This is a genomic window from Nonomuraea sp. IBHARD001 (assembly GCF_056106265.1).
Map to the genome: position 1 here is coordinate 5,030,750 of NZ_JBWBBW010000002.1, position 19,271 is coordinate 5,050,020.

15 protein-coding genes are annotated in these 19,271 nt (G+C 72.3%); 11 read left to right on the top strand and 4 right to left on the bottom strand.

Annotated elements, in window-relative coordinates:
• Positions 1–12: 12 nt before the first annotated feature.
• Positions 13–984 carry a GTPase family protein gene (locus ACTWNK_RS25000; protein WP_474310975.1) on the bottom strand — a complete coding sequence of 324 codons (972 nt, stop codon included), beginning with the start codon at positions 982–984 and terminating at the stop codon, positions 13–15.
• A gap of 146 nt (positions 985–1,130) precedes the next feature.
• On the opposite strand from ACTWNK_RS25000, the gene ACTWNK_RS25005 reads away from it, so the two are divergent.
• Complete coding sequence (locus ACTWNK_RS25005) at positions 1,131–4,553, top strand: AAA family ATPase (protein ID WP_474306942.1); 3,423 nt, start codon at positions 1,131–1,133, stop codon at positions 4,551–4,553.
• A 97-nt stretch (positions 4,554–4,650) separates the two neighbouring features.
• Positions 4,651–5,493, top strand: coding sequence for an SMP-30/gluconolactonase/LRE family protein (locus ACTWNK_RS25010; protein WP_474306943.1), 843 nt, complete (start codon positions 4,651–4,653; stop codon positions 5,491–5,493).
• A gap of 61 nt (positions 5,494–5,554) precedes the next feature.
• Here the strand turns inward: ACTWNK_RS25010 and ACTWNK_RS25015 are convergent, their stop codons facing one another.
• Positions 5,555–7,162: a helix-turn-helix domain-containing protein gene (locus ACTWNK_RS25015; protein ID WP_474306945.1), complete on the bottom strand. Its 1,608-nt coding sequence runs from the start codon at positions 7,160–7,162 to the stop codon at positions 5,555–5,557.
• A 128-nt stretch (positions 7,163–7,290) separates the two neighbouring features.
• Between ACTWNK_RS25015 and ACTWNK_RS25020 the strand changes: the two genes are divergently transcribed.
• The 7 genes from ACTWNK_RS25020 to ACTWNK_RS25050 are packed head-to-tail and all read left to right on the top strand — an operon-like array spanning position 7,291 to position 17,014.
• Complete coding sequence (locus ACTWNK_RS25020; protein WP_474306947.1) at positions 7,291–9,156, top strand: SIP domain-containing protein; 1,866 nt, start codon at positions 7,291–7,293, stop codon at positions 9,154–9,156.
• Between the two features lie 40 nt (positions 9,157–9,196).
• The gene (locus ACTWNK_RS25025) at positions 9,197–10,213 is read left to right on the top strand and encodes an ABC transporter substrate-binding protein (RefSeq protein ID WP_474306948.1); all 1,017 of its coding nucleotides are present in this window, start codon (positions 9,197–9,199) and stop codon (positions 10,211–10,213) included.
• Positions 10,210–11,253 (top strand): FecCD family ABC transporter permease, encoded by a 1,044-nt coding sequence (locus ACTWNK_RS25030; RefSeq protein WP_474306949.1) that lies wholly within the window; start codon positions 10,210–10,212, stop codon positions 11,251–11,253. Before ACTWNK_RS25025 ends, ACTWNK_RS25030 begins: the two co-directional genes overlap by 4 nt.
• Positions 11,250–12,290 carry a FecCD family ABC transporter permease gene (locus ACTWNK_RS25035; RefSeq protein WP_474306950.1) on the top strand — a complete coding sequence of 347 codons (1,041 nt, stop codon included), beginning with the start codon at positions 11,250–11,252 and terminating at the stop codon, positions 12,288–12,290. Before ACTWNK_RS25030 ends, ACTWNK_RS25035 begins: the two co-directional genes overlap by 4 nt.
• A 52-nt stretch (positions 12,291–12,342) precedes the next feature.
• Positions 12,343–13,527 (top strand): alpha/beta hydrolase, encoded by a 1,185-nt coding sequence (locus tag ACTWNK_RS25040; protein ID WP_474306951.1) that lies wholly within the window; start codon positions 12,343–12,345, stop codon positions 13,525–13,527.
• Positions 13,524–15,266: an ABC transporter transmembrane domain-containing protein gene (locus ACTWNK_RS25045; protein WP_474306952.1), complete on the top strand. Its 1,743-nt coding sequence runs from the start codon at positions 13,524–13,526 to the stop codon at positions 15,264–15,266. The genes ACTWNK_RS25040 and ACTWNK_RS25045 overlap by 4 nt, the downstream gene beginning before the upstream one ends.
• Positions 15,263–17,014, top strand: coding sequence for an ABC transporter ATP-binding protein (locus ACTWNK_RS25050; RefSeq protein ID WP_474306953.1), 1,752 nt, complete (start codon positions 15,263–15,265; stop codon positions 17,012–17,014). The genes ACTWNK_RS25045 and ACTWNK_RS25050 overlap by 4 nt, the downstream gene beginning before the upstream one ends.
• A gap of 187 nt (positions 17,015–17,201) precedes the next feature.
• On the opposite strand, the gene ACTWNK_RS25055 is transcribed toward ACTWNK_RS25050, so the two are convergent.
• Positions 17,202–17,621: a pyridoxamine 5'-phosphate oxidase family protein gene (locus tag ACTWNK_RS25055; protein WP_474306954.1), complete on the bottom strand. Its 420-nt coding sequence runs from the start codon at positions 17,619–17,621 to the stop codon at positions 17,202–17,204.
• A 181-nt stretch (positions 17,622–17,802) separates the two neighbouring features.
• Here ACTWNK_RS25055 and ACTWNK_RS25060 point away from each other — a divergent pair, with 181 nt between their 5' ends.
• Together ACTWNK_RS25060 and ACTWNK_RS25065 are read left to right on the top strand one after the other, a co-directional pair.
• Positions 17,803–18,045, top strand: coding sequence for a universal stress protein (locus ACTWNK_RS25060; protein WP_474306955.1), 243 nt, complete (start codon positions 17,803–17,805; stop codon positions 18,043–18,045).
• Between the two features lie 32 nt (positions 18,046–18,077).
• Positions 18,078–18,740: a CBS domain-containing protein gene (locus tag ACTWNK_RS25065; RefSeq protein ID WP_474306956.1), complete on the top strand. Its 663-nt coding sequence runs from the start codon at positions 18,078–18,080 to the stop codon at positions 18,738–18,740.
• Positions 18,741–18,793: 53 nt separating this feature from the next.
• On the opposite strand, the gene ACTWNK_RS25070 is transcribed toward ACTWNK_RS25065, so the two are convergent.
• The gene (locus ACTWNK_RS25070) at positions 18,794–19,225 is read right to left on the bottom strand and encodes a hypothetical protein (RefSeq protein WP_474306957.1); all 432 of its coding nucleotides are present in this window, start codon (positions 19,223–19,225) and stop codon (positions 18,794–18,796) included.
• Between the last annotated feature and the right edge of the window lie 46 nt (positions 19,226–19,271).

Sequence of the window (19,271 nt, forward strand, 5' to 3'; positions counted from 1 at the left end):
CGGCGCCTTCCGTCAGAGCCGGGGCGGGATGGCGGGATCGGACAGGTCGAGCAGTTTGCGCTCGCCGTCCCAGATGAGGAAGTTGCCGAGGCCGCGCATGGTGGCGAGGGGGATCTCCGCCAGCCGGTTCACCTCGGCGAGCAGGCGCTGGAACCTGACGGCGCCGCCCGGCCCGACCCTGTTGACCACGGCCGCCATGAGCTGGGCGAGGTTGTACCTGAACTGCGAGGAGCAGGCCAGGACCCGATGGTTGTCGCGCAGCCTGGCGAACACGGCGGCGTGCTGGGGGAAGTGCGTCTGGTAGGCGGAGCAGATCTGGTCGCTGAAGTACCCCCGGTAGCGCACGGTGTAGTCGTCGTGGGCCAGCCGGTCGTCGCGTACGGCGAAGTCGCCCGGGTTGTAGGTGGTGGCGACGAGCACCTGCGACCACGGCTTGATGAACACCTCCTCGTAGTGCAGCGCCTTCTGCCCGAGCTTGACGCTCAGCCGGGGACTGGGCGCGAAGACGCCGACGCCCTCGCGCAGCGTGTAGACCCACGGCGGCGGGGTGAGCAGGTCGGCCTTGGTCATCACGAAGACGAGCTTGTTGGCGATCAGCACACGGGTGACGGGGTCGGCGGTCTCCAGCAGCCTGCGCAGGCACAACGCCTCGTAGGTGGTGGAGCGGTTGTCGGCATGGATGGCCCAGACCGCGACGTCGCATTCAATGAGCTTTTCTTGATACATCGCCATGTAATCGACATCAGCTGCCATGGATTCCCCTATTCCCGGCATATCCCAAAAAGTGACCGAATGCCCCGACATTCCCGACACGTTGATTGGTTCCGGTTTTTTGGTCACAGGGCGGATGTCACCGGTGGGCAGATCGGCGCCGAAGAGCACGTTCAACAGCGAGGACTTGCCCGCACCTGTCTGCCCGAGGATGGCCACTGCCAGCGGTTTTGCCGACTCTTCCTGGTATATGCGCGTTATGTCCTCCTTCATGTGGTCCAGTTCTTCGGCGGAGAAACCTGTGATCTGCGACACCTGCGCACACCTCGTGGGAATAGGTGGATTCTCAAGGGGATGGCTTGTTTACTATTGTCCGGGCCGATCATTGCAATGATCTTGCGGACCGGACTGGAGGCCCCGTGACCCTCGACATCCGTGTGCTGGGCCGCACGGCCGTACTGGCCGACGGACAGCCGCAGACGGTGTCCACGCAGACGGCGAAGGCGCTGAGCCTGCTCATCGCGGCGGGAGGCAGGCAGGTCTCGCGCGAGACCCTCACCGAGGCGCTGTGGGAGGAGGGCAAGGCGCCGTCCAGCGACGGGGTCGCGCCGCTGTTCTCCAGGTTCAGGCCGACACTGGCGCTCGGCGGGCTGAACGTCGGGTCCAAACGCGGCTCGGGCGAGTACCTCCTCGAAGGCGACCTGAGCGAGGTCGTCGACGCCCACCGCTTCGAGCACCGTGTACGCGCCGGGCTCGGCCTGCTGACCGGAGGCGGCGACGAACGCGCGCTGGGCGAGTTGGCCGCGGCGGCGGCCGAGTGGCACGGCAGGCCCTACGCCTCGTGGGGCGAGGACCCGCCCGCCGCCTGCGCGGCCCACGCCAAGCGCCTGGAGGGCACCCGCGCCGAACTCGTCCGCAACCTCGCCCAGATCGGCCTGCGGCTGGCCGCATACGACCAGGTCGGGCCGCTGCTGGCCGGGCCGGTCGGCGAGGGGCACGGCGAGATGGGCGCGGTGTGGCTGCTCGCCTTCCTCAGGACGCTGCGCGAGGAGGGCGCCAGCGCCGCCGAACGCCTGCTCGACCTGCGCGGGCGCGACGGCAGGCACCGCGACCAGGTCGTCGAACGGGCCTACCGGCTGTTGATCCTGCACGAGCACGGCATCGACGTGCACCGCCCGCCCGACGGCGTGCGCCCGGCCGACCACGGCGAGGCGCCGCGCGAGCTCGTCGGCAGGCGCGAACACCTGGCCGCCCTGCTCGGCCTGCGCCGCGACCTGCCCGGCCTGGTGAGCCTGCAGGGCGTCGCGGGCGCGGGCAAGAGCAGGCTGCTGGCCGAGGTCGCCGCCCGTAGCGCCGGCGCCAAGCCGCATACCGTGATCGTCGCCTGCCAGGACGGCGGCGAGCTGCAGCCGTGGCGTTCGCTGGCCGGAGTGCTCTACGCCCAGTTGCTGCGCGACCTGACCACGGGGCCCGACCCGCTCGGCAGCGCCGATCACAAGACGTTGGAGGACTTCACCTCCGCCATGCCCGACGCCTCGGCCGCCTCCGGGCGCGAGCCGTTCGGGCAGCGGCTGCTGTCGTTGCTGCCCGGCCTGCTGCGCTGGGCGGCCAGGGGCGGCGGTCTCGTCGTCGCCTTCGACAACGCCGAACTGCTCAGCCCCGCCGCCTGCGATCTGCTGCACCAGGTACGCACCAGGCTCGGCGAGGCCGCCGTCGGGTTCGTGCTGGCCGGCAGGCCCGGCGGCGGCTGGCAGGCGCCCGCCGCCGTGCCGCTGGTGCTGACGCCGCTGAGCCCGATCGACGTACGCTCCTGGCTGAGCGCCGCCTGGGGGCGTGATCCCGCCGAGAGCGAGATCGGCGAGGCGTTCAAGCTGACCGGCGGCCTGCCGCAACGCCTGTGCGAGCTGCGCGAATCGGACGGCGGTCTGGTCGTGCTGCCCGGTCTCGGCAGGCGGCCCGGCCCGTTGCTGCCCTGGCTGGCCGCCGCGGCGATCACCTGTGCGGGCGGCGAGGTCGACACCGCGCTGGTCGCCGCCATGCTCAAGGTCGACCCCGAGGAGGCCGACAGACAGCAGGCCGCCGCCGTGGCGCTGCGTGCCGTACAGGCGCACAGCGGTGTGCGCTTTCGCTACGAGTTGTGGCGTGAGGAGGTGCTGACCGCCCTTGAGGAGGACCCGGCGCTGGCCAGGAGGCTGCATCGCCGGGCGTTCGAGGTCCTCGGGGAGCGGCTGCGCACGGCCGGGAGCGTGGGCGCCGATCTGCCGGTGCGGATGGCCGTGCACGCCAGGGCCGCCAGGCCCGACATCCCGGAGGAGCGCATCGCCACCGCGTGCCTGGCCGCCGCGCGGGCCGAACAGGCGGCGCCCGCCGCCCAGCGCTGGGCCGAGTACGGCCTGCGGCTGCAGTGCGGGCAGGTCACCAGGTTCGGGCTGCACATGGCACTGGCCGACGCGCGCAACGACCTCGGCGACATGCACACCGCCGGGCTGCACTACCGCACCGCGCACGACTGCGCCGCCGGGCTGCCCCGGCTGCGGGCCTCGGCGGCGATCAGGCTGGCCAGGCGGTGGTCCGACCCCGGCCAGGCCGACGAGCACCTGCTGCGGCTGCTGGAGGACACGCTCGCCGAGCTGGGCGAGGACACCGGCGAGGTCGCGGCCGACCTGCGCGTGCAGCTCAGCGCGCACCTGGTGCACAAGTCGACGATGGCCGTCAGCGACGACCTGCTGGCCGAAGGCGTGCCCACCGGGCCGGACCTGGCCCGCCGTACCCTCGCGCAGCTACGCCCCGACTGCCCGCCCGAGGTGCGCTGCGAGGTGCTGAACGAGTGCAGGTGGGGGCTGTACGACCATGCCTCGCCCGCCGAGCTGCTGCCGATCGCCAAGGAGCTGCACGACGCCGGGATCAGGGCGGGATCGGCCTACTTCCACAGCGAGGCGCTGGTGGCGCTGGCCATCGACCAGCTGCGGCTGGGACGGCTGCGCCCGGCGTTCGCGACCGTCAAACGGCATCGCGACCAGATCGCCCGCCATCCCCGCGTGCTCGGCGCCTGGCTGCAGACGACGCTCGACACGATGCTGGACCTGTGGCGCGGGCAGTTCGAGGAGGCCACGGCCCGGCTGTTCGGCGAGGCGGAACGCGCGGTCAAGGAGCTGGAGGCCGAACGCGTGCTTCCCGCCGAGACACTGCGCCAGACGTGGGACGCACAGGTGTTCTGGTTGCTGCGCGAACGCGGTGAGCTCGCCGTCCTGCTCACCTCCGACGTCGCCGACCGCGTCGAACAGCACAGCTACTTCCCGATCTGGCGAGCGGCCCTGGTCCTGGCCCACGCCGAGAGCGGCCGGTACGGCGAGGCCATGGACAGGCTCACCCAACTGGCCGACGAGAGCGACGACTTCTCCTCCTTCCCTCCGCACGGCTGGGCGGTGCCCGCCCTGGCCCTGCTGGCCGAGTCGTGCGCGATCCTGCACGAGGGCGGCGCCGACCCCGCCGCGTTGACGCCGGTCGCCCGGCTGGTCTCCGGCCTGCTGGCGCCGCACGAGCGGGAGATCGCGATGGCCGGGTGGCCCGCCGTACTGATGGGTCCGGTGGCGAGGTTCGCCGGGGCGGCGGCGCTGGCGGCCGGGGAGACCGATGTCGCGCTGGAGCGGCTGCGGGCGGCCGGCGCGTTCGTCGGGGACTCGCGGCCGCAGCGGGCTCGGCTGCGCTACGACGCCGGTCGGGCGTTGTCGCTGAACGGCGAGGCGTCGAGGGGGGCGCCGTTGTTGCGTCAGGCGCTGGAGACGGCGTCGGAGAAGGGGATGGCGTCGTTGGCGGCGCGGTGTGAGAGGGCGTTGGGGTGAGGGAGACGACGCCGGGCGTAGCGGTCACGGAAAACGTCGTACCCGCTGCGTAGGATCGGCCGGGATGGACGACCTCTTCCGGCGAACGGAGCCACCCTTGTCCGCACCACGCCTCTGGCTGACCGGTCTCGGCCTGGTCGAAGCCCCGCGCTGGCACGACGGCAGGCTGTACTTCTCCGACTGGACCGCAGGCCAGGTCATCGCACTCGGCCTCGACGGCACCCACGAGGTGATCGCCGAAGTCGACTCCCTCCCCCTGTGCACGGCCTGGCATCCCGACGGGCATCTCGTCCTGGTCGACTCCAGGCGGGAGAGGCTGCTGCGCCTGGAGCCGGACGGCGCCCTGACCGCGTTCGCCGATCTCGGCGGCCTCGGTGGCGGGTGGAACGACATCGCCATCGACGGCCGGGGCGGCATCTACGTCAACCGCATCGGCTTCGACATGTCCGTCGGCGCCCCGCCCGCCCCCGGCTCCGTCGTCCACGTCACCCCCGACGGCACGGTCCGCGAGGTCGCCGACGGCCTGCTGTTCGCCAACGGCATGGCCGTGACCCCCGACGACTCCACGCTGATCGTCGGCGACTCCTACGCCAACGCCCTCATCGCCTTCGACATCGCCCCCGACGGCGCCCTGTCCGGCCGCAGGACCTGGGCGCACACCGGCGACGACCACCCCGACGGCATCTGCCTCGACACCGAAGGCGCCGTCTGGTATGCCGACGTCGGCAACAGCCGCTGCGTCCGCATCGCCGAAGGCGGCGAGGTGCTGCACACCGTCGAGGTCGACCGAGGCTGCTTCGCCTGCGCACTCGGCGGCCCCGACGGCCGCACCCTGTTCATCACGGCCGCGGAGTGGCGAGGCCCCGAAATGGTCCCACCCGGCACCGGCCAACTCCTCTCCGTCGAGGTCGACGTCCCCGGCGCGGGCCGGGCGTACTGAACCGGCAGGCTTCCGGACAAGCGAGCCACCCCAGCGATGGTGTCCGGCACAACGGCACGGGCTACTCGTTCTGGTCGGACTCTCGTTGCTGGTAGTCGCGTGGGGGGAGGCCGTGGAAGCGGGAGAAGGCGGCGCTGAAGGTGGGGAGGTGGGCGTAGCCGACGCGGCGGGCGACGGCGCTGGGTGGGGCGCCTCCGGCGAGCAGGTCGCGGGCGATGCGCATGCGGGCGGCGTAGCGCCAGCGGCCGAGGGTCATGCCTGTCTCGTCGCGGAAGGCGCGGTGGATCTCGGCGTGGACGTCGACGTCCTGGGTCCCGCCGGGCTCGCCGATGCGGCGCAGGCACTCCATCGCGACGGCACGGGCGCGCGGGTCGCTGGGCATCGGCACCGACAGCGCTCGCCGGGCGGCGACCTGTTCGGTGAACAGGTCGAGGATGTGGCGGGGGTTGTGGTCGTCGGGGCGTAGTGCGGACCGGGCGCTGACCGAGCAGAACATCAGGTAGTCGTCCCACGCGGGCGAGAACCGCACCTGCAGCGGCGCGGTCAGCCGCAGGTCGCCGGTGCTCGCGTTGCCCAGCGGCAGCGAGACGGAGTTCTCGCGCAGACCGGTGACGTGGTCCAGTTCCGCGGGGATCCAGGTCGCCACCCCTCGCTCGCGTTCGTAGCGCCGCTCGCCGATGTCGAGGTACCCGCTGCCCCGGTACATCCAGCTGAGGACGTGGATGTCGTTGGTGTGCGACGGCGTGCTGGCGGCGGGCAGCATCTCGGGCGCGGCGGGCGTGTCCGTCCTGCGCATCATCCGGATCAGGTCGTCGCTCTGCCGTGCCGCCGCCGCCCGTTGCGTCAGCCCACCGGCGCCGGGCCTGGCGGACAGCTCCCGTCCGAACTCGTGCGGGGTCAGTCCGAACCGTCCCTTGAAGGCCCGGGTGAGGCCGTTGCGGCTGGCGAAACCGACCCGTGCGGCCACCTGGTCCACGTCGTATCCGGCGGCGAGGTACTCCACGGCGGCGCCGAGCCGGCACAGCAGCCGCCACTGCTCGAACGTGTGCCCGGTGTCGGCGAGGAAGTCGCGGCGAAGGGTACGCGCGCTGGAGAGCACCCGCGCCGCCCACTGCTCGACCGTGAGGTCAAGGGCGGGGTCGCGGACCAGCTCCTCGGCGACCGCTCTGGCGCCACGCGCCCGCGGCATCGCAGGCGAGGCGAACTCCGCCGAGCCCGGATGCCGCCCGGCCTCGGCGGGCGAGGGCGAGCGCGAGCCGGGACGCCGCAGGAGCCCCTCGATCGCCTCGGGCGCGTACCCTCGACGGCTGAACGGCGTGACCTGCAGGTTGAAGAGCTGGATCAGCCAGTCCTGCCAGCCGGCGGGAACGTCGAACCGCGTCGGCCGCGACGACTCCCACACCCCGACCCCGGCATGGGGCCACAGCGGGAAGGCGACCGTGCCCGGCTCCGTGGTGATGGCACGCCCTGCCCAGCCGTCCGCGGGAATCCAGACGCCCTCGCCGCTCCTGAGGTGGAGCGCCGGGCCGTCGTCGAGACGCACGTGCGCAGCGCCGGCGCGTACCCAGAGCAGCAGTGGCCGGTCGGGGGCCTCGGCCGTACCCAGCCGTGCGCCCGGAATCGGCGGCGGGTCGCCGGTGCCCGCGGCGAACGACGAGGTCACCACCATGTCCTAACCATCCGGCAGTCTGCGCACACTATTGTTAGTGAGGTTTGCCTAACCTTACCAGTGCATGCCGCCTCAATACCGATGTGCGGCTTCTGTCCTCCAAACGAGCGGAAAGTTCGGTTCTCCGTATGCCCAAGACCTCGCGCCGGCTCACCGTGCACCCGCCGACCCTGCGTGCGGCCGAGGTGGTCCGGATCGTCGACATCACCCCGGGGATGCGACGGGTCACGCTGGGCGGCGACCAGCTGCGCGCGTTCACCACCGCGGACCTCGTCGTACGGCCGGGCTTCGCGTCATCGGGCTTCGACGACGACGTCACGCTCTACTTCCCGTACCCGGGCCGGCGCGATCCGGTGCTCCCGGTCCAGGGCGAGGCCGCGTTGACCGTGCCCAAGAACCCCCGACCGCTGTCGAGGGCCTACACGGTACGCCGATGGGACCCCGAGGCCGGCGAGCTGGACGTGGACTTCGTCAGGCACGGGGTGGGCGCCGGAACGACGTGGGCCTATCGCACCCAGCCGGGTGAGCGCGTCCACCTCAGCGGCCCGAGCACGTCCAAGGCGTTCCCGGCCGGCGTCGACTGGCTGCTCGTCGCGGGCGACGACACCGCGCTCCCCGCGATCGGCCGCCTGCTCGACGAGCTCCCGGCCGACGCCAGGGCGCAGGTGTTCATCGAGATCGCCGAGGACGCCCACCGCCAGGAGCTGCGCGAGCCGCCCGGGGTGGAGGTGACGTGGCTGGTACGCCCCGGCGGGCAGGCCGCAGGTGTGTCGCCGCTGACCGAGGCCGTACGCGGTGCGCGGTGGTGGCCTGGCCAGGCGTTCGCCTGGCTGGCAGGCGAGCACACGGCCGTACGGGACATCCGGCGGCACCTGGTCGAGGACCGCGGCATGGCCAAGGAGGACGTCGACTTCGCCGGCTACTGGCGTCGCTCCCAGGTCGTCGCCCTGGACGACGACGGAGCGGTGCCCGACCCGGGCAGGACGGTCACCCCGTTCCAGAGGCTGCACGACCTGACCGAACTCGTCGCGCCGATCGCGATCCGTACCGCCGTCGAGCTGGGCGTCCCCGATCTGCTCTCCCGCGGCATGAGCGGTGTGACCGAGCTGGCCGCCAAGTCGGGCGCCGACGTGCGCGCTCTGGGCAAGCTGCTGCGCTACCTGCGCACCCTGGACGTGGTGACCGAGACGGAGCCGGGGCACTACGCCCTGACGCCGGTCGGCGATGTCCTCACGCTGGACTTCATCGCGGACCGGCTCCACTCCGCCGGGGTGGTCGGCCGCGAGATGCTCGGCATGCACGGCCTCACGGAGGCGGTCCGCACCGGCCTGCCCGCCTACGCCTCGGTCACCGGCCAGGCCTTCGCCGACGTGCGAGCCGAGCAGGACTACGAGGACCGGCACCTGGAGCGCCTGGCCAGGTTCCAGCCCGCGCTGGCCGAACCGATCGCCGCGTCCGGCCTGCTCACCGGGGTCCGGCACCTGGTGATCCACTCCGGTGGCGCAGGCGCGCACGCCCGTGCGTACGTCGCGGCACACGAAGACCTGCGCGTGACGATCTGCGCTCTCCCGGCCCAGGCCGACTGGCTGCGCCGCGACCTGCCCGCCACGATCCCGGACGAGAGGCAACGCGCGCGGGTCGGCGTACTGGAGCAGTCCGTCTTCGAGGCCGGGCCGGCAGCCGACGCCGTGCTCGTCAGCCGCGCCTTCAAGACGCTGCCCGACGCCGACGCCGCGCACGCCCTGCGCCGGGCGGCCGAGAACCTCACGCCCGGGGGGCGGGTGCTGCTGATCGAGGAGGTCTTCGACATCGGCGCCCTCGACGAGCACGACGGCGAGGAAGACCTGATCGGCCTGGCCTGCCACGGCTCCGGCCTTCGCACCGCGGCGGAGCTGGACGCCGTCATCGCCCGGGCCGGCCTCACGCGCAGGGCGGCGCACACCGTCGGCCTGGGCGTCACCGTCCACGAGCTCCTCCGCTGCAGCACCGACTGAACCCCCTCCCTCCCGAGAAGAAGTGAAAGAAGAGCCACCCATGAGCAACATCCCCCTGAGCAGGCGCGGCGCCGCACTCGCCGCCGCGCTGATGAGCGCGTCTCTCCTCCTCACCGCCTGCGGCGCAGACGGCGGCGGCGGCGACACCGGCGTCAAGGCCGCGCAGTCCCCCACCGCCAAGGCCGCCGAGACGCGCAGTGTCAAGGCCGAGAACGGCACCATCGAGGTTCCCGCCAACCCCCAGCGGGTCGTCACGATCGGCAACACGAACCTGCCCTTCATCGACCTGGGCGGCAAGCCGGTGGGCGTCACCGAGGCGTCCGACGCCGAGCTGGCCGTACTGCCGCCGGACCAGAGGGCCGCCTACCAGGCGGCCGAGGTCATCGGCAGCAACGGCGGCGAGGTGGACCTGGAGAAGCTCGCCGCGCTCAAGCCGGACCTCATCCTGGTGCAGTTCCACACCAACGACTGGGACAAGGTCGGCAAGCGGCTCGAGGCCATCGCCCCGACCGTGCTCTGGGGGCTCGACACCGAGTGGAAGGCCTTCGCCGACGCCATCGCCGAGGCGGGCAACGTCGCGGAGGCGCTCAGCAAGCAGAAGGCGGAGTTCAAGGACAAGGTCGCCAAGATCCAGACGACGTACGGAAAGGTCATCGACGGCACCTCGTTCGTCGACGTCTCCCGCGGCGACTGGAACGATCCCGGAACCTTCTACATCGCCGACATCGGCTGCTCCGAGATCGCCCGCGACGACATCGGCCTGAACCTCCCCGAGGCGGCCGAGGGCAAGGACCCCCTGGCCTACGAGTCGTTGCCGTTCGAGCAGATCGGCGAGCTGTCCAAGTACGACGTGATCACCTACCCCGTCGACGCCGCGGGCAAGGCGACCAAGCCCTTCGAGCCGGTGATCGCGACCAACACCTGGAAGGCGCTGCCTTCCGTGAGCTCCGGTCGTGCGCTGGGCGTCTTCTGCCCCGGCAACAACTCCTACGGGCCCGTCATCCGATACCTGGACTCCCTCGCCGGCGCGCTGGCGGCCCTCCCCGCCGCGAAGTGACAGCCCTCGCCCTGCGGCAGGACGGTCCGGGCGCCACGACGGCGCCCGGACCGCGTCGTCGGCTGATCGGCCTGGTCGTCGTCCTGGTCGTCCTGGTGGTCCTGCTGGTGCTCAGTGTCATGATCGGATCGACGGCGATCGCACCGTCGGTGGTGTGGGACGCGCTGGTCCACGCCTCCTCCGGCATCGACCAGTTCGCGATCCGCGACTTCCGGCTGCCGCGCACGATCGTGGGTCTGGTCGTCGGCGTCGCGCTCGGGCTGTCGGGCGCGTTGATCCAGGCGCTCACCCGCAATCCCCTGGCCGATCCGGGTGTGCTCGGCGTCCATGCGGGTGCGTCGTTCGCGGTGACGGTCGCCGTGGGGCTGTTCGGCGTCAGCGACGCCACGGGCTACATGTGGTTCGCGTTCGCGGGAGCGCTGGTCGTCACGCTGCTGGTGCTCGCACTCGGGTCGACGCGGCAGGGCTCGTCGCCCGTGGTCATGGTGCTCGCCGGGGTCTGCGTCAGCGCCGTGCTCGGCGGCGCCAGGGAGGCGCTCCAGCTGACCAACCCCGACGCCTTCGACGCGATGAGGTACTGGAACGCCGGGTCGATGGTCGGTCGCCCGCTCGAGGTCGTGTGGCCGGTCCTGCCGTTCCTCTCGGCGGCACTCGTCCTGGCCTTCGTGGTGTCGGGCCCGCTCAACGCCCTGGCGCTGGGCGAGGAGGTGGCGCTCGCCCAAGGGGTCGGGCTGGCCCGCACCCGTGTGCTCGCGGTGATCGCCCTCACCCTCCTCGCCGGTGGCGCCACGGCGATCGCCGGGCCCATCGGGTTCGTCGGGCTCATGGTGCCGCACGTGGCCCGCTGGATCGTCGGCCCGCACCAACGCTGGATCTTCGCCTACAGCATCCTGCTGGCGCCGAGCCTGCTGCTGGTCTCCGACATCCTCGGCCGCGTCGTGATGAGACCCAGCGAGATTCCCGTGGGTGTCGTCACCGCCTTCGTCGGCGCTCCCGTCCTCGTCGCGCTGGTACGGCGCAAGAAGGCGAGCGGGCTGTGAGCACACACCTTCCGCGGGTGCTGGTGCTGCGGCACCGGTGGCTCGCCGTACGGCTGCAGTGGCGCTCGGTCGTCGTCTGCGCGGTGCTCGCGGCCGCGGCGGCGGGTACGGCGGTGCTCGCGCTGATGACCGGCTCGTACGGGCTGAGCGCCGGGCAGGTGCTGTCGGCGCTGACCGGCCAGGAGAGCGGCATCGTGCACGACGTCGTGCTCGAATGGCGGCTGCCCCGGGTGACCGCGGCGCTGGTGTTCGGCGCGGCGCTGGGCGTGAGCGGGGCGCTGTTCCAGTCGCTGCTCCGCAATCCTCTCGCCGACCCCGGCGTCATCGGGTTCTCCCAGGGCTCCTACACCGGCGCGCTGGTCGTGATCCTGGTCGTCAACGGCAGCTACGTGCAGCTGGTCGGCGGGGCGTTGCTGGGCGGGATGGCCACCGCCGTGGCCGTGTACGTGCTCGCCTACCGGCGAGGGGTACAGGGGTTCCGGCTGATCATCGCCGGGATCGGCGTCTCGGCCATGCTCGGGTCGCTCAACATCTGGCTGATCCTCAAGGCCGACCTGGACCAGGCGATGTCGGCGGCGGCGTGGGGCGCCGGGTCGCTCAACGGCGTGTCCTGGGACCAGGTCGCCATCGGGGGCGCCTGCATCGCCGTACTCCTGCTGCCGACCGGGATGCTGAGCCGGCCGATGCGGCAGATGGAGCTGGGTGACGACGCGGCCGCCTCGCACGGGGTACGGGTCGGGCCCGCGCGCCTCGGGCTGATCCTGGTGGGCGTGGCGCTGACGGCGACGGTCACGGCCGCGTCGGGGCCGATCGCGTTCATCTCGCTGGTCGCCCCGCAGATCGGACGCAGGCTCGCCCGCACCGCCGGGATCACTCTGGCCCCCGCGGCCTTCTCCGGGGCGCTGCTGTGCCTGGCGTCGGACTACCTCGCCCAGCACGTCGCCCCCACCCCACTGCCGGTCGGCATCATCACCGTCGTGCTCGGCGGCGGCTACCTCGCACACCTGCTGTTCGGCGAAGCCAGGAGACGCCTGTGAGCGCGCCACCGCCCGAGGCCCGCCGACGACCCCGACCTGGAGAGCGCGAGAAATGACCGATCCGTCTGTCGAGAAGCTGTCGAGCGGCGCGTGGAGCCCGGAGAGGTTCGGACGACATCTCGCGGAGACGGGGACGCCGCTCGTCGAACGGGTCGCCGCGGACGAGGTGGAGGTGACGTTCGTCGACGCGCCCGGAGACGACACGGCTGTCACCCTCTCGGTGGTGATCGGCCCCCGGATCGGCTTCAACCCGATCGGCGCGGAGTTCACCCCGGTGGCGGGGACGCCGTTCCATTTCCTCACCCTGCGCATGCGTTCCGACCTGCGCTTCTCGTACGTGTTCGCACGACGTGGGCCCACGGGTGAGGTCGAACGGATCCCGGACCCGTTCAATCCGCCACCGAGGTTCTCGACGTGCTCGGTGGCGCGGTTCTCCGGCGCCTCGGTGGCCGTGCTGCCCGACGCCGCGCCGCTGCCCTGGCTCGATCAGGCCGAGGCGCGACCGGCTCCGGCGGCGGACACCGCCGTGCTGACGAGCGAGATCCTGGGTGACGAACGCCGGATCCGGGTCTCGATGCCGCCGGGCGAGTACTCCGGCGAGAGCGCGCTGCCCTTCGTGATCCACCTGGACGGCACGCCGGACCACAGCGCGCCGAGCGTTCGCGACGCCCTGGTCCGGGCGCGACTGCTCCGGCCCTGTGTGGTGGTCCTCGTCGGCCAGTCCGCGCTGCGCCGCGACGCGGAACTGCTCTGCAACCCGGCCTTCTCCCGGATGCTGGTCCAGGAACTGCTGCCGTGGCTGCGCCGCCGCTATCCGCTCTCGCGGGATCCCGGTGACGTCGCGCTGGCCGGGGAGAGCTTCGGCGGTCTTTGCGCCGGATGGACGGCGCTGCACCATCCGGCGGTGTTCGGCAACGCCATCCTCCAGTCCCCGTCGTGCGGGTACCACCCCGACCTCACGTGGGGCACCGGCCCGGGTGAGCTGCTGCGCCGTACCCCCGTGCCGACGCTGATCGCCGACTTCCTGGCCGCGCCGACGGCGCCGATCCGCGTCTTCCACACCGTCGGTGAGCTGGAGAGCTCCAACACCCACAGTCGCTGGCTCGACCACGTCCTCACCGGGAAGGGATACGACACCCTCTACCGGGAGTACGCCGGAGGACACGACTACGCCTGGTGGCGAGGGCTCCTGGCCGACGCGCTGCTCTGGTGCTTCCCGCTCGGGGGCCGGGCATGAGGAACTCCCCGCGTCTCCCGGACGCCGACGCCGCAGGACTCGGGCGGGGCCCGCTCACCCGCCGGTTGCCGGTGCTCCTGCCCGCTCCCGCCGAGCCGCCCGGCTCTCCGCCGTTCGCATCCGGGCCGGGGATCACCCCGGACCGGTTCCTGCTGCGCGTGATCTTCTCGGTGAGGCGGGTCAGCGTGCCCGCGATGCTGCTGGCGATCGTGTGGCAGGTGGGTGAGTCCGCGGTCCCCGTGGTGATGGGACTCGCGATCGACCGGGCCCTGGCGACCGGGGACCAGGGGCAGCTGCTGCTGTGGCTCGGCGTGCTGGTGGCCCTCTACCTCGCACTGACGTCGGCGGCGCGGCTCTCGCTGCGGCTGACCGCCTATGCCGTGCAGGTACTGCAGCACCGGCTGCGCGACACCCTGTCCAGGGGCGTGCTGCACCCGGTCGGCGGCACCGCCAAGGCGCCGGACGGCAGTGTGGTCTCCGTGATGACGAGCGACGTCGCGCGCCTGTCCAACGCGGTGATCCTGACGATCATCCCGGTCTCGCGGATCACGGCCATCGTGTTCATCGCGGCCTCGCTGCTGGCCACGCATCGGCTGCTCGGAATCGTGGTGCTGCTCGGGGCGCCCGTCGCGGTCTGGTCGATGGGCGTGCTCAGCGAGCGGCTCTCCCGCGACACCCGCGAGTACCAGGGGCTGCTGGCCGCCACGGCCGGACGGGCGACGGACCTGGTCGCCGGATACCGGGTGATCAAGGGGATGCGGGCCGAGGCCGAGGCGACCGGCCGGTACCGGCAGGCCAGCCAGGAGACCCTGAACGGCGCCAGGCGCAACGCGGGCCTGCTGGGCGGGTTCCTGGTCGGCTCGGGCGTGGTCAGCGGTATCTTCGTCGCCGCGGTGATGGGGCTGGCGGGCTGGTTCGCCGTGGACGGCCGGCTCGGTATCGGCGCGCTGATCGCCACCGTCGGCCTCACCCAGGCGCTGCTGCCGCAGATCCAGGCCATCGCGAACACGTCGGTCCCGAACCTCGCCGGAGCCCGCGCCTCGTCCTCGCGCGTACTCGACGTGCTGCGCGACACCACCGGGCCCGACGACGCGACATCGCGCGACATCGCCGTCGCCGCGCTTCCGGAGCTGGACGTCGTCGTGCCGAGCGGCTCCGGGCCCGGCGTGACGATCCGGGTCGGGCCCGGCGAGCTCGTGGGCGTACGCGCCGACGACCGGACCGCCGCCCGTGTCGTCGCGGCGCTGCTGGACCCGCGGGCCGGGTCGGGGATCGAGGCGCGGCTGGACGGGGTCGCGGCGCGGGAGCTGTCCCCGGCCGAGTACCGCTCCCGGGTCACCGTCGCGCCGCACCACGCCACCCTGTTCAGCGGCACCCTCCGCGACAACGTCACCGTGATCGCGGGCGCGCCCGAGCGGGTGGACGCCGCGGTGCGCGCCGCCGCCTGCGACGACTTCGCGGCCGACCTCGACCTGCCGGTCGGCGAGAACGGCAACCGGCTGTCGGGCGGTCAGCGCCAGCGGGTCGCGCTCGCCCGCGCGCTGGCGAGCGACGCACCGGTGCTCGTGCTCCACGATCCGACCACCGCGGTCGACTCCGCCACCGAGCACACGATCGCAGGCCGGCTGGGCGCTGCCCGCGCGGGCCGCTCGACCCTGCTGATCGCCTCGGCCCCGGCGCTGCTGGCCGCCTGCGACCGCGTCGTCGAGCTGCCCGTGCTCTCAGGGGCGGCGCAGTGAGCGGCGGCTCCGCCGTACCGGAGGGCGGGGGCCGCGAGGGCGGGCTGCCGGTCGCGGGCGGCCGTGAGACGGTCGGGCAGGTGTGGCGGCTCAGCCGCGGATACCGGCTCCGGCTCGCCGCGACCGGGGTGCTGGGGGTCGTCAGCACCGCCGTCGACCTGATCGTGCCCGCCGCGATCGGGTTCCTCGTCGACCGCGTGCAGGCGGGCGTCGCGGACCTCGCCACGGTGCTGACGGTCACGGCCGTCATGGCGCTCTCGGTGATCATCGGTACGGCGGGCACCGCGCTGACGATCGTGCTCGCCACCCGCGTCTACCACTCCGTCCTGGCCGCGCTGCGCGAGCAGCTCGTGGGTCATGCGATGGCGCTCCCCCAGCATCTCGTCGAGCGCGCGGGCACCGGGGACCTGATCTCGCGCTCCAGCGACGACGTCACCGCGGTCGCCGACGCCGCCCCCGCCGTGATCCCGGTGCTCACCGTCACCACCTTCACCATCGTCGTGTCGCTGGGCGGGCTCGCGGCGCTGCAGTGGCCCTACGCGGTCGCCTTCGCCGTCGTGCTGCCGGTGTACGTGCTGGCCGTGCGGTGGTACCTGCGCGTCGGGCCCGGGGTCTACCGCGCCGAACGCACGGCGATGAGCGCACGTGCCCAGCAGATCCTGGAGTCCCAGCGCGGCTATGCCACCGTGCTCGGCTTCGGGCTCGCCGAACGCCGACACCGGGCCGTGATGGCCGACTCCTGGCGCGTCGCCGGGCAGTCGCTGCGCGCACGCACGGTGCTGAGCATGCTCAACTCCCGGCTCAACCTCGCCGAGTGCCTGAGCCTGGCCGCCGTCCTCGTCGTCGGCTTCGTCCTCATCCGGCACGGCGCGTCGTCCGTCGGCGGCGCCACCACCGCCATGCTTCTCGTGCTACGCCTGCTGGGGCCGGTCAACCAGTTGCTGCTGGTCGTCGACACCCTGCAGTCGGCCCTGGCCTCGCTGAGCCGGATGATCGGTGTTGTCACGATCGCGCACAGCTCGCCCGACGCCCCGGCCCAGGGCCTCGGCGCCGCCGTACGGCTGGAGGGGGTTTCGTTCCGGTACGGCGAGGGGCCGCGGGTGCTCGACGGCATCACGCTCGACATCCCGTCCGGTCAGCGTGTGGCCGTCGTCGGTGTGTCCGGGGCGGGCAAGAGCACGCTCGCCGGTGTGGTCGCCGGGACCCACCTGCCGGAGGCCGGGAGGGTGACCCGCCCCGGCCGTACCGCGATGGTCACCCAGGAGGTCCACGTCTTCGCGGGCACGGTGCGCGACAACCTCACGCTCGCCGCTCCCCGTGCCACCGATCACGACCTCCACGCGGCGCTCGACGCCACCGGCGCCGCATCGATCCTCGACGCGCTCCCCGACCGGCTGGACACCCTGATCGGCGCCGGCGGCCACCCGCTCACCGACGCCCAGGCCCAGCAGCTCGCCCTCGCCCGCCTGCTGCTCACCGACGCCGACCTGGTGATCCTCGACGAGGCCACCGCCGAAGCCGGCTCCACCTACGCCGGGCAACTCGACCGGGGCGCCGACGCGGTCCTCGCCGGGCGTACCGCGGTCGTCGTCGCGCATCGTCTTTCGCAGGCGGCGACGTGCGATCGGGTGATGGTGATGGAGGGGGGGCGGGTCATCGAGTCAGGGACGCATGGGGAGCTGGTTGCCGCCGGGGGTGTGTACGCCGGGTTGTGGAGGGCTTGGGAGGCGGCTGCCGCCGCACGGTGAGGATGAGACGAGCAGGCTGGGGTTCGCCGCGGTTCGCGGGGCTTGTCGTCCCGGTGGGCCAGTGAGGGTGGCGGGTCGAGTCGAGGAGTCGGCAGGCCGGGTGGCCACGAGCGCGGCATGCCCGTTGCCCGCGCTCACAAGGCAAGCCGCGCCGCAGCATGGTGGGGCCTCGGCCTTCTGTCGGCGTTCACAGATCGGTGATGCTGCGCCCGGTGATCTGCTGCGGGATGATTCGGACGTAGAGTCTGCGGTCCTGGCCGGCCCATGACCGCAGACCCGACCTCTGTACGGCGGGCAGCTCGTCGTCGCGCACGTGGTGAACGGGTCCTTGGACGAGCACGCTCCAGCCGGTGTGGTGCTGCTCGTCGATGTGGTCGACCTCGAAGCCGACGATGATCTCGACGCCGTCCAGCCCGGTGCGCAGGTCGGCGTCGACCGAGCCGCCGTGCCGGGTGCGGAAGACGACGTCACCTTCGTGCATGAGGTAGGTGACCGGCAGGATCACCGGCCCCCGTGTGCCGGTGAAGGCGATACGGCCGATGCCGCCGGGTTCGAGCAGGCGCAGGCATTCCTCGAAGGTGAGCTCGCGCAGCGTGGTGGGTGTCATGGTCGTTTCCCTCTCGTCCGGGCCGCCTCCGACGCTATGGCGGCGAGCGCGATACAGGGCAGGGCCGTTCGGCTCCGTATCGGTGGCGAAGGTCCTGGCGTTCGCGGTGCGGAGGGGGACTTCCGGCCCTGGTGGCGTGAGGCGGGCCGGGGTCGGATGGAGGTGACCGAGGAGGACACCCATGTCTGTGAGGATCATCGTCGGGACCGATGGTTCGGCTCCCGCGTCGCGCGCCGTTGACTGGGCCGCCGATGACGCCGCCCGTGCCGCTTCGCCGCCGCACGTCGTCACCGCCTCCGCCACCGGCGGCCTGCTCGTCGTGGGCTCGCACGGGCGTGGGGCGGTGGGGGCGTTGCTGGTCGGATCGGTCTGCAGGGGGCTGCTGCACCACGCGCACGGCACGCTCGCCGTCGTGCGGTCGTAGAGGCGCTTTCAGCGAGAAGGAAGGACATGATCATGGCGATCACCGTCAACGAGGTGATGGGCCGCACCGCCATCGCCGTACAGGAACAGGCCACCTTCGCCGACATCGTCGCGGCCATCCAGCGCTTCGCCGTCGGCGCGGTCACCGTCATCGACTCCGAGCGCCGGCCCGTCGGTGTGGTCTCGGCCGACGACCTTCTGCTCAAGGAGAGCAGGCAGGAGCGCGCCGCCCTCTTCGAGTCGCCGGGCGGCAGGCGCGAGCGCGCCAAGGCGGCGGGCCGGCTGGCCAAGGATCTGATGAGCACGCCCGCGATCACGGTGACGCCGCTCACCACGGTCAGGGACGCGGCCAAGCTCATGCACGACCGGAAGTTCAAGCAGCTGCCGGTGATCGACCCGGTGAGCGGTCGTATCGTCGGCACCGTGCACCAGACCGACCTGCTCAGCGTCTTCGAGCGGGCCCACCCGGCTCTGCTGGCCGAGATCGAGGCGGTCGTCGCGGACCTCACGGCGTCGCCGGACGAGGTGCTGGCCGGCGTCGAGCACGGTGTCGTACGGCTGGGCGGTTCGGTCAGGCGTCGTTCGCAGGTCGTGCAGCTGGTTCAGTCGATACGCCGGATCGAGGGCGTGATCGACGTCGTGTCGTCGCTTCGTTACAGCAGTGACGATCTGCTGTCGCTGCCTCCGCTGCTGTGACGGCGGCCTGCCCGGGCAGGCGGCTGGGACCGCCTGCCCGGACGATCGGTGTGTCAGTCGGTGCACCAGCGGCCGCCGTCGGAGTACAGGCCGACCGGGACGCCGGTGTTGCGGACGAACCGGATCCTGAGGCACTGGTTCTTGTCGGCGGTCTGGGACAGCTTCCAGCGGGCGGCGGCGACAGCTCCCAGCAGGGAGCCGCACGCGGCCCGGACGTGGAGGCTGGGTGAGGACATGCACCGCATACGGAACTCGGGCGAGATGTCGGACAGCGTGGCCAGCTTGCGGGTGAGACCGCGGGTGAGGTAGACGCTGCAGGTCCAGATCCCGCAGTCCACCTTGCCCAGCTTGAGTGCCGACACCGATGTCGGCGCGGTCGCCGTGGCCGAGGTGGCCGAGGTGGCCGCATTCGCTCCCGAGCCGAGGGGGGCGAGCAGGGCGAGGCTGAGCGAGAGTACGGCCGTGCTCTTGAGAATCCACTTCATGGGGGATCGAACTCCTTGTCGTGTGACGGAGGGACTCGACGAGAGG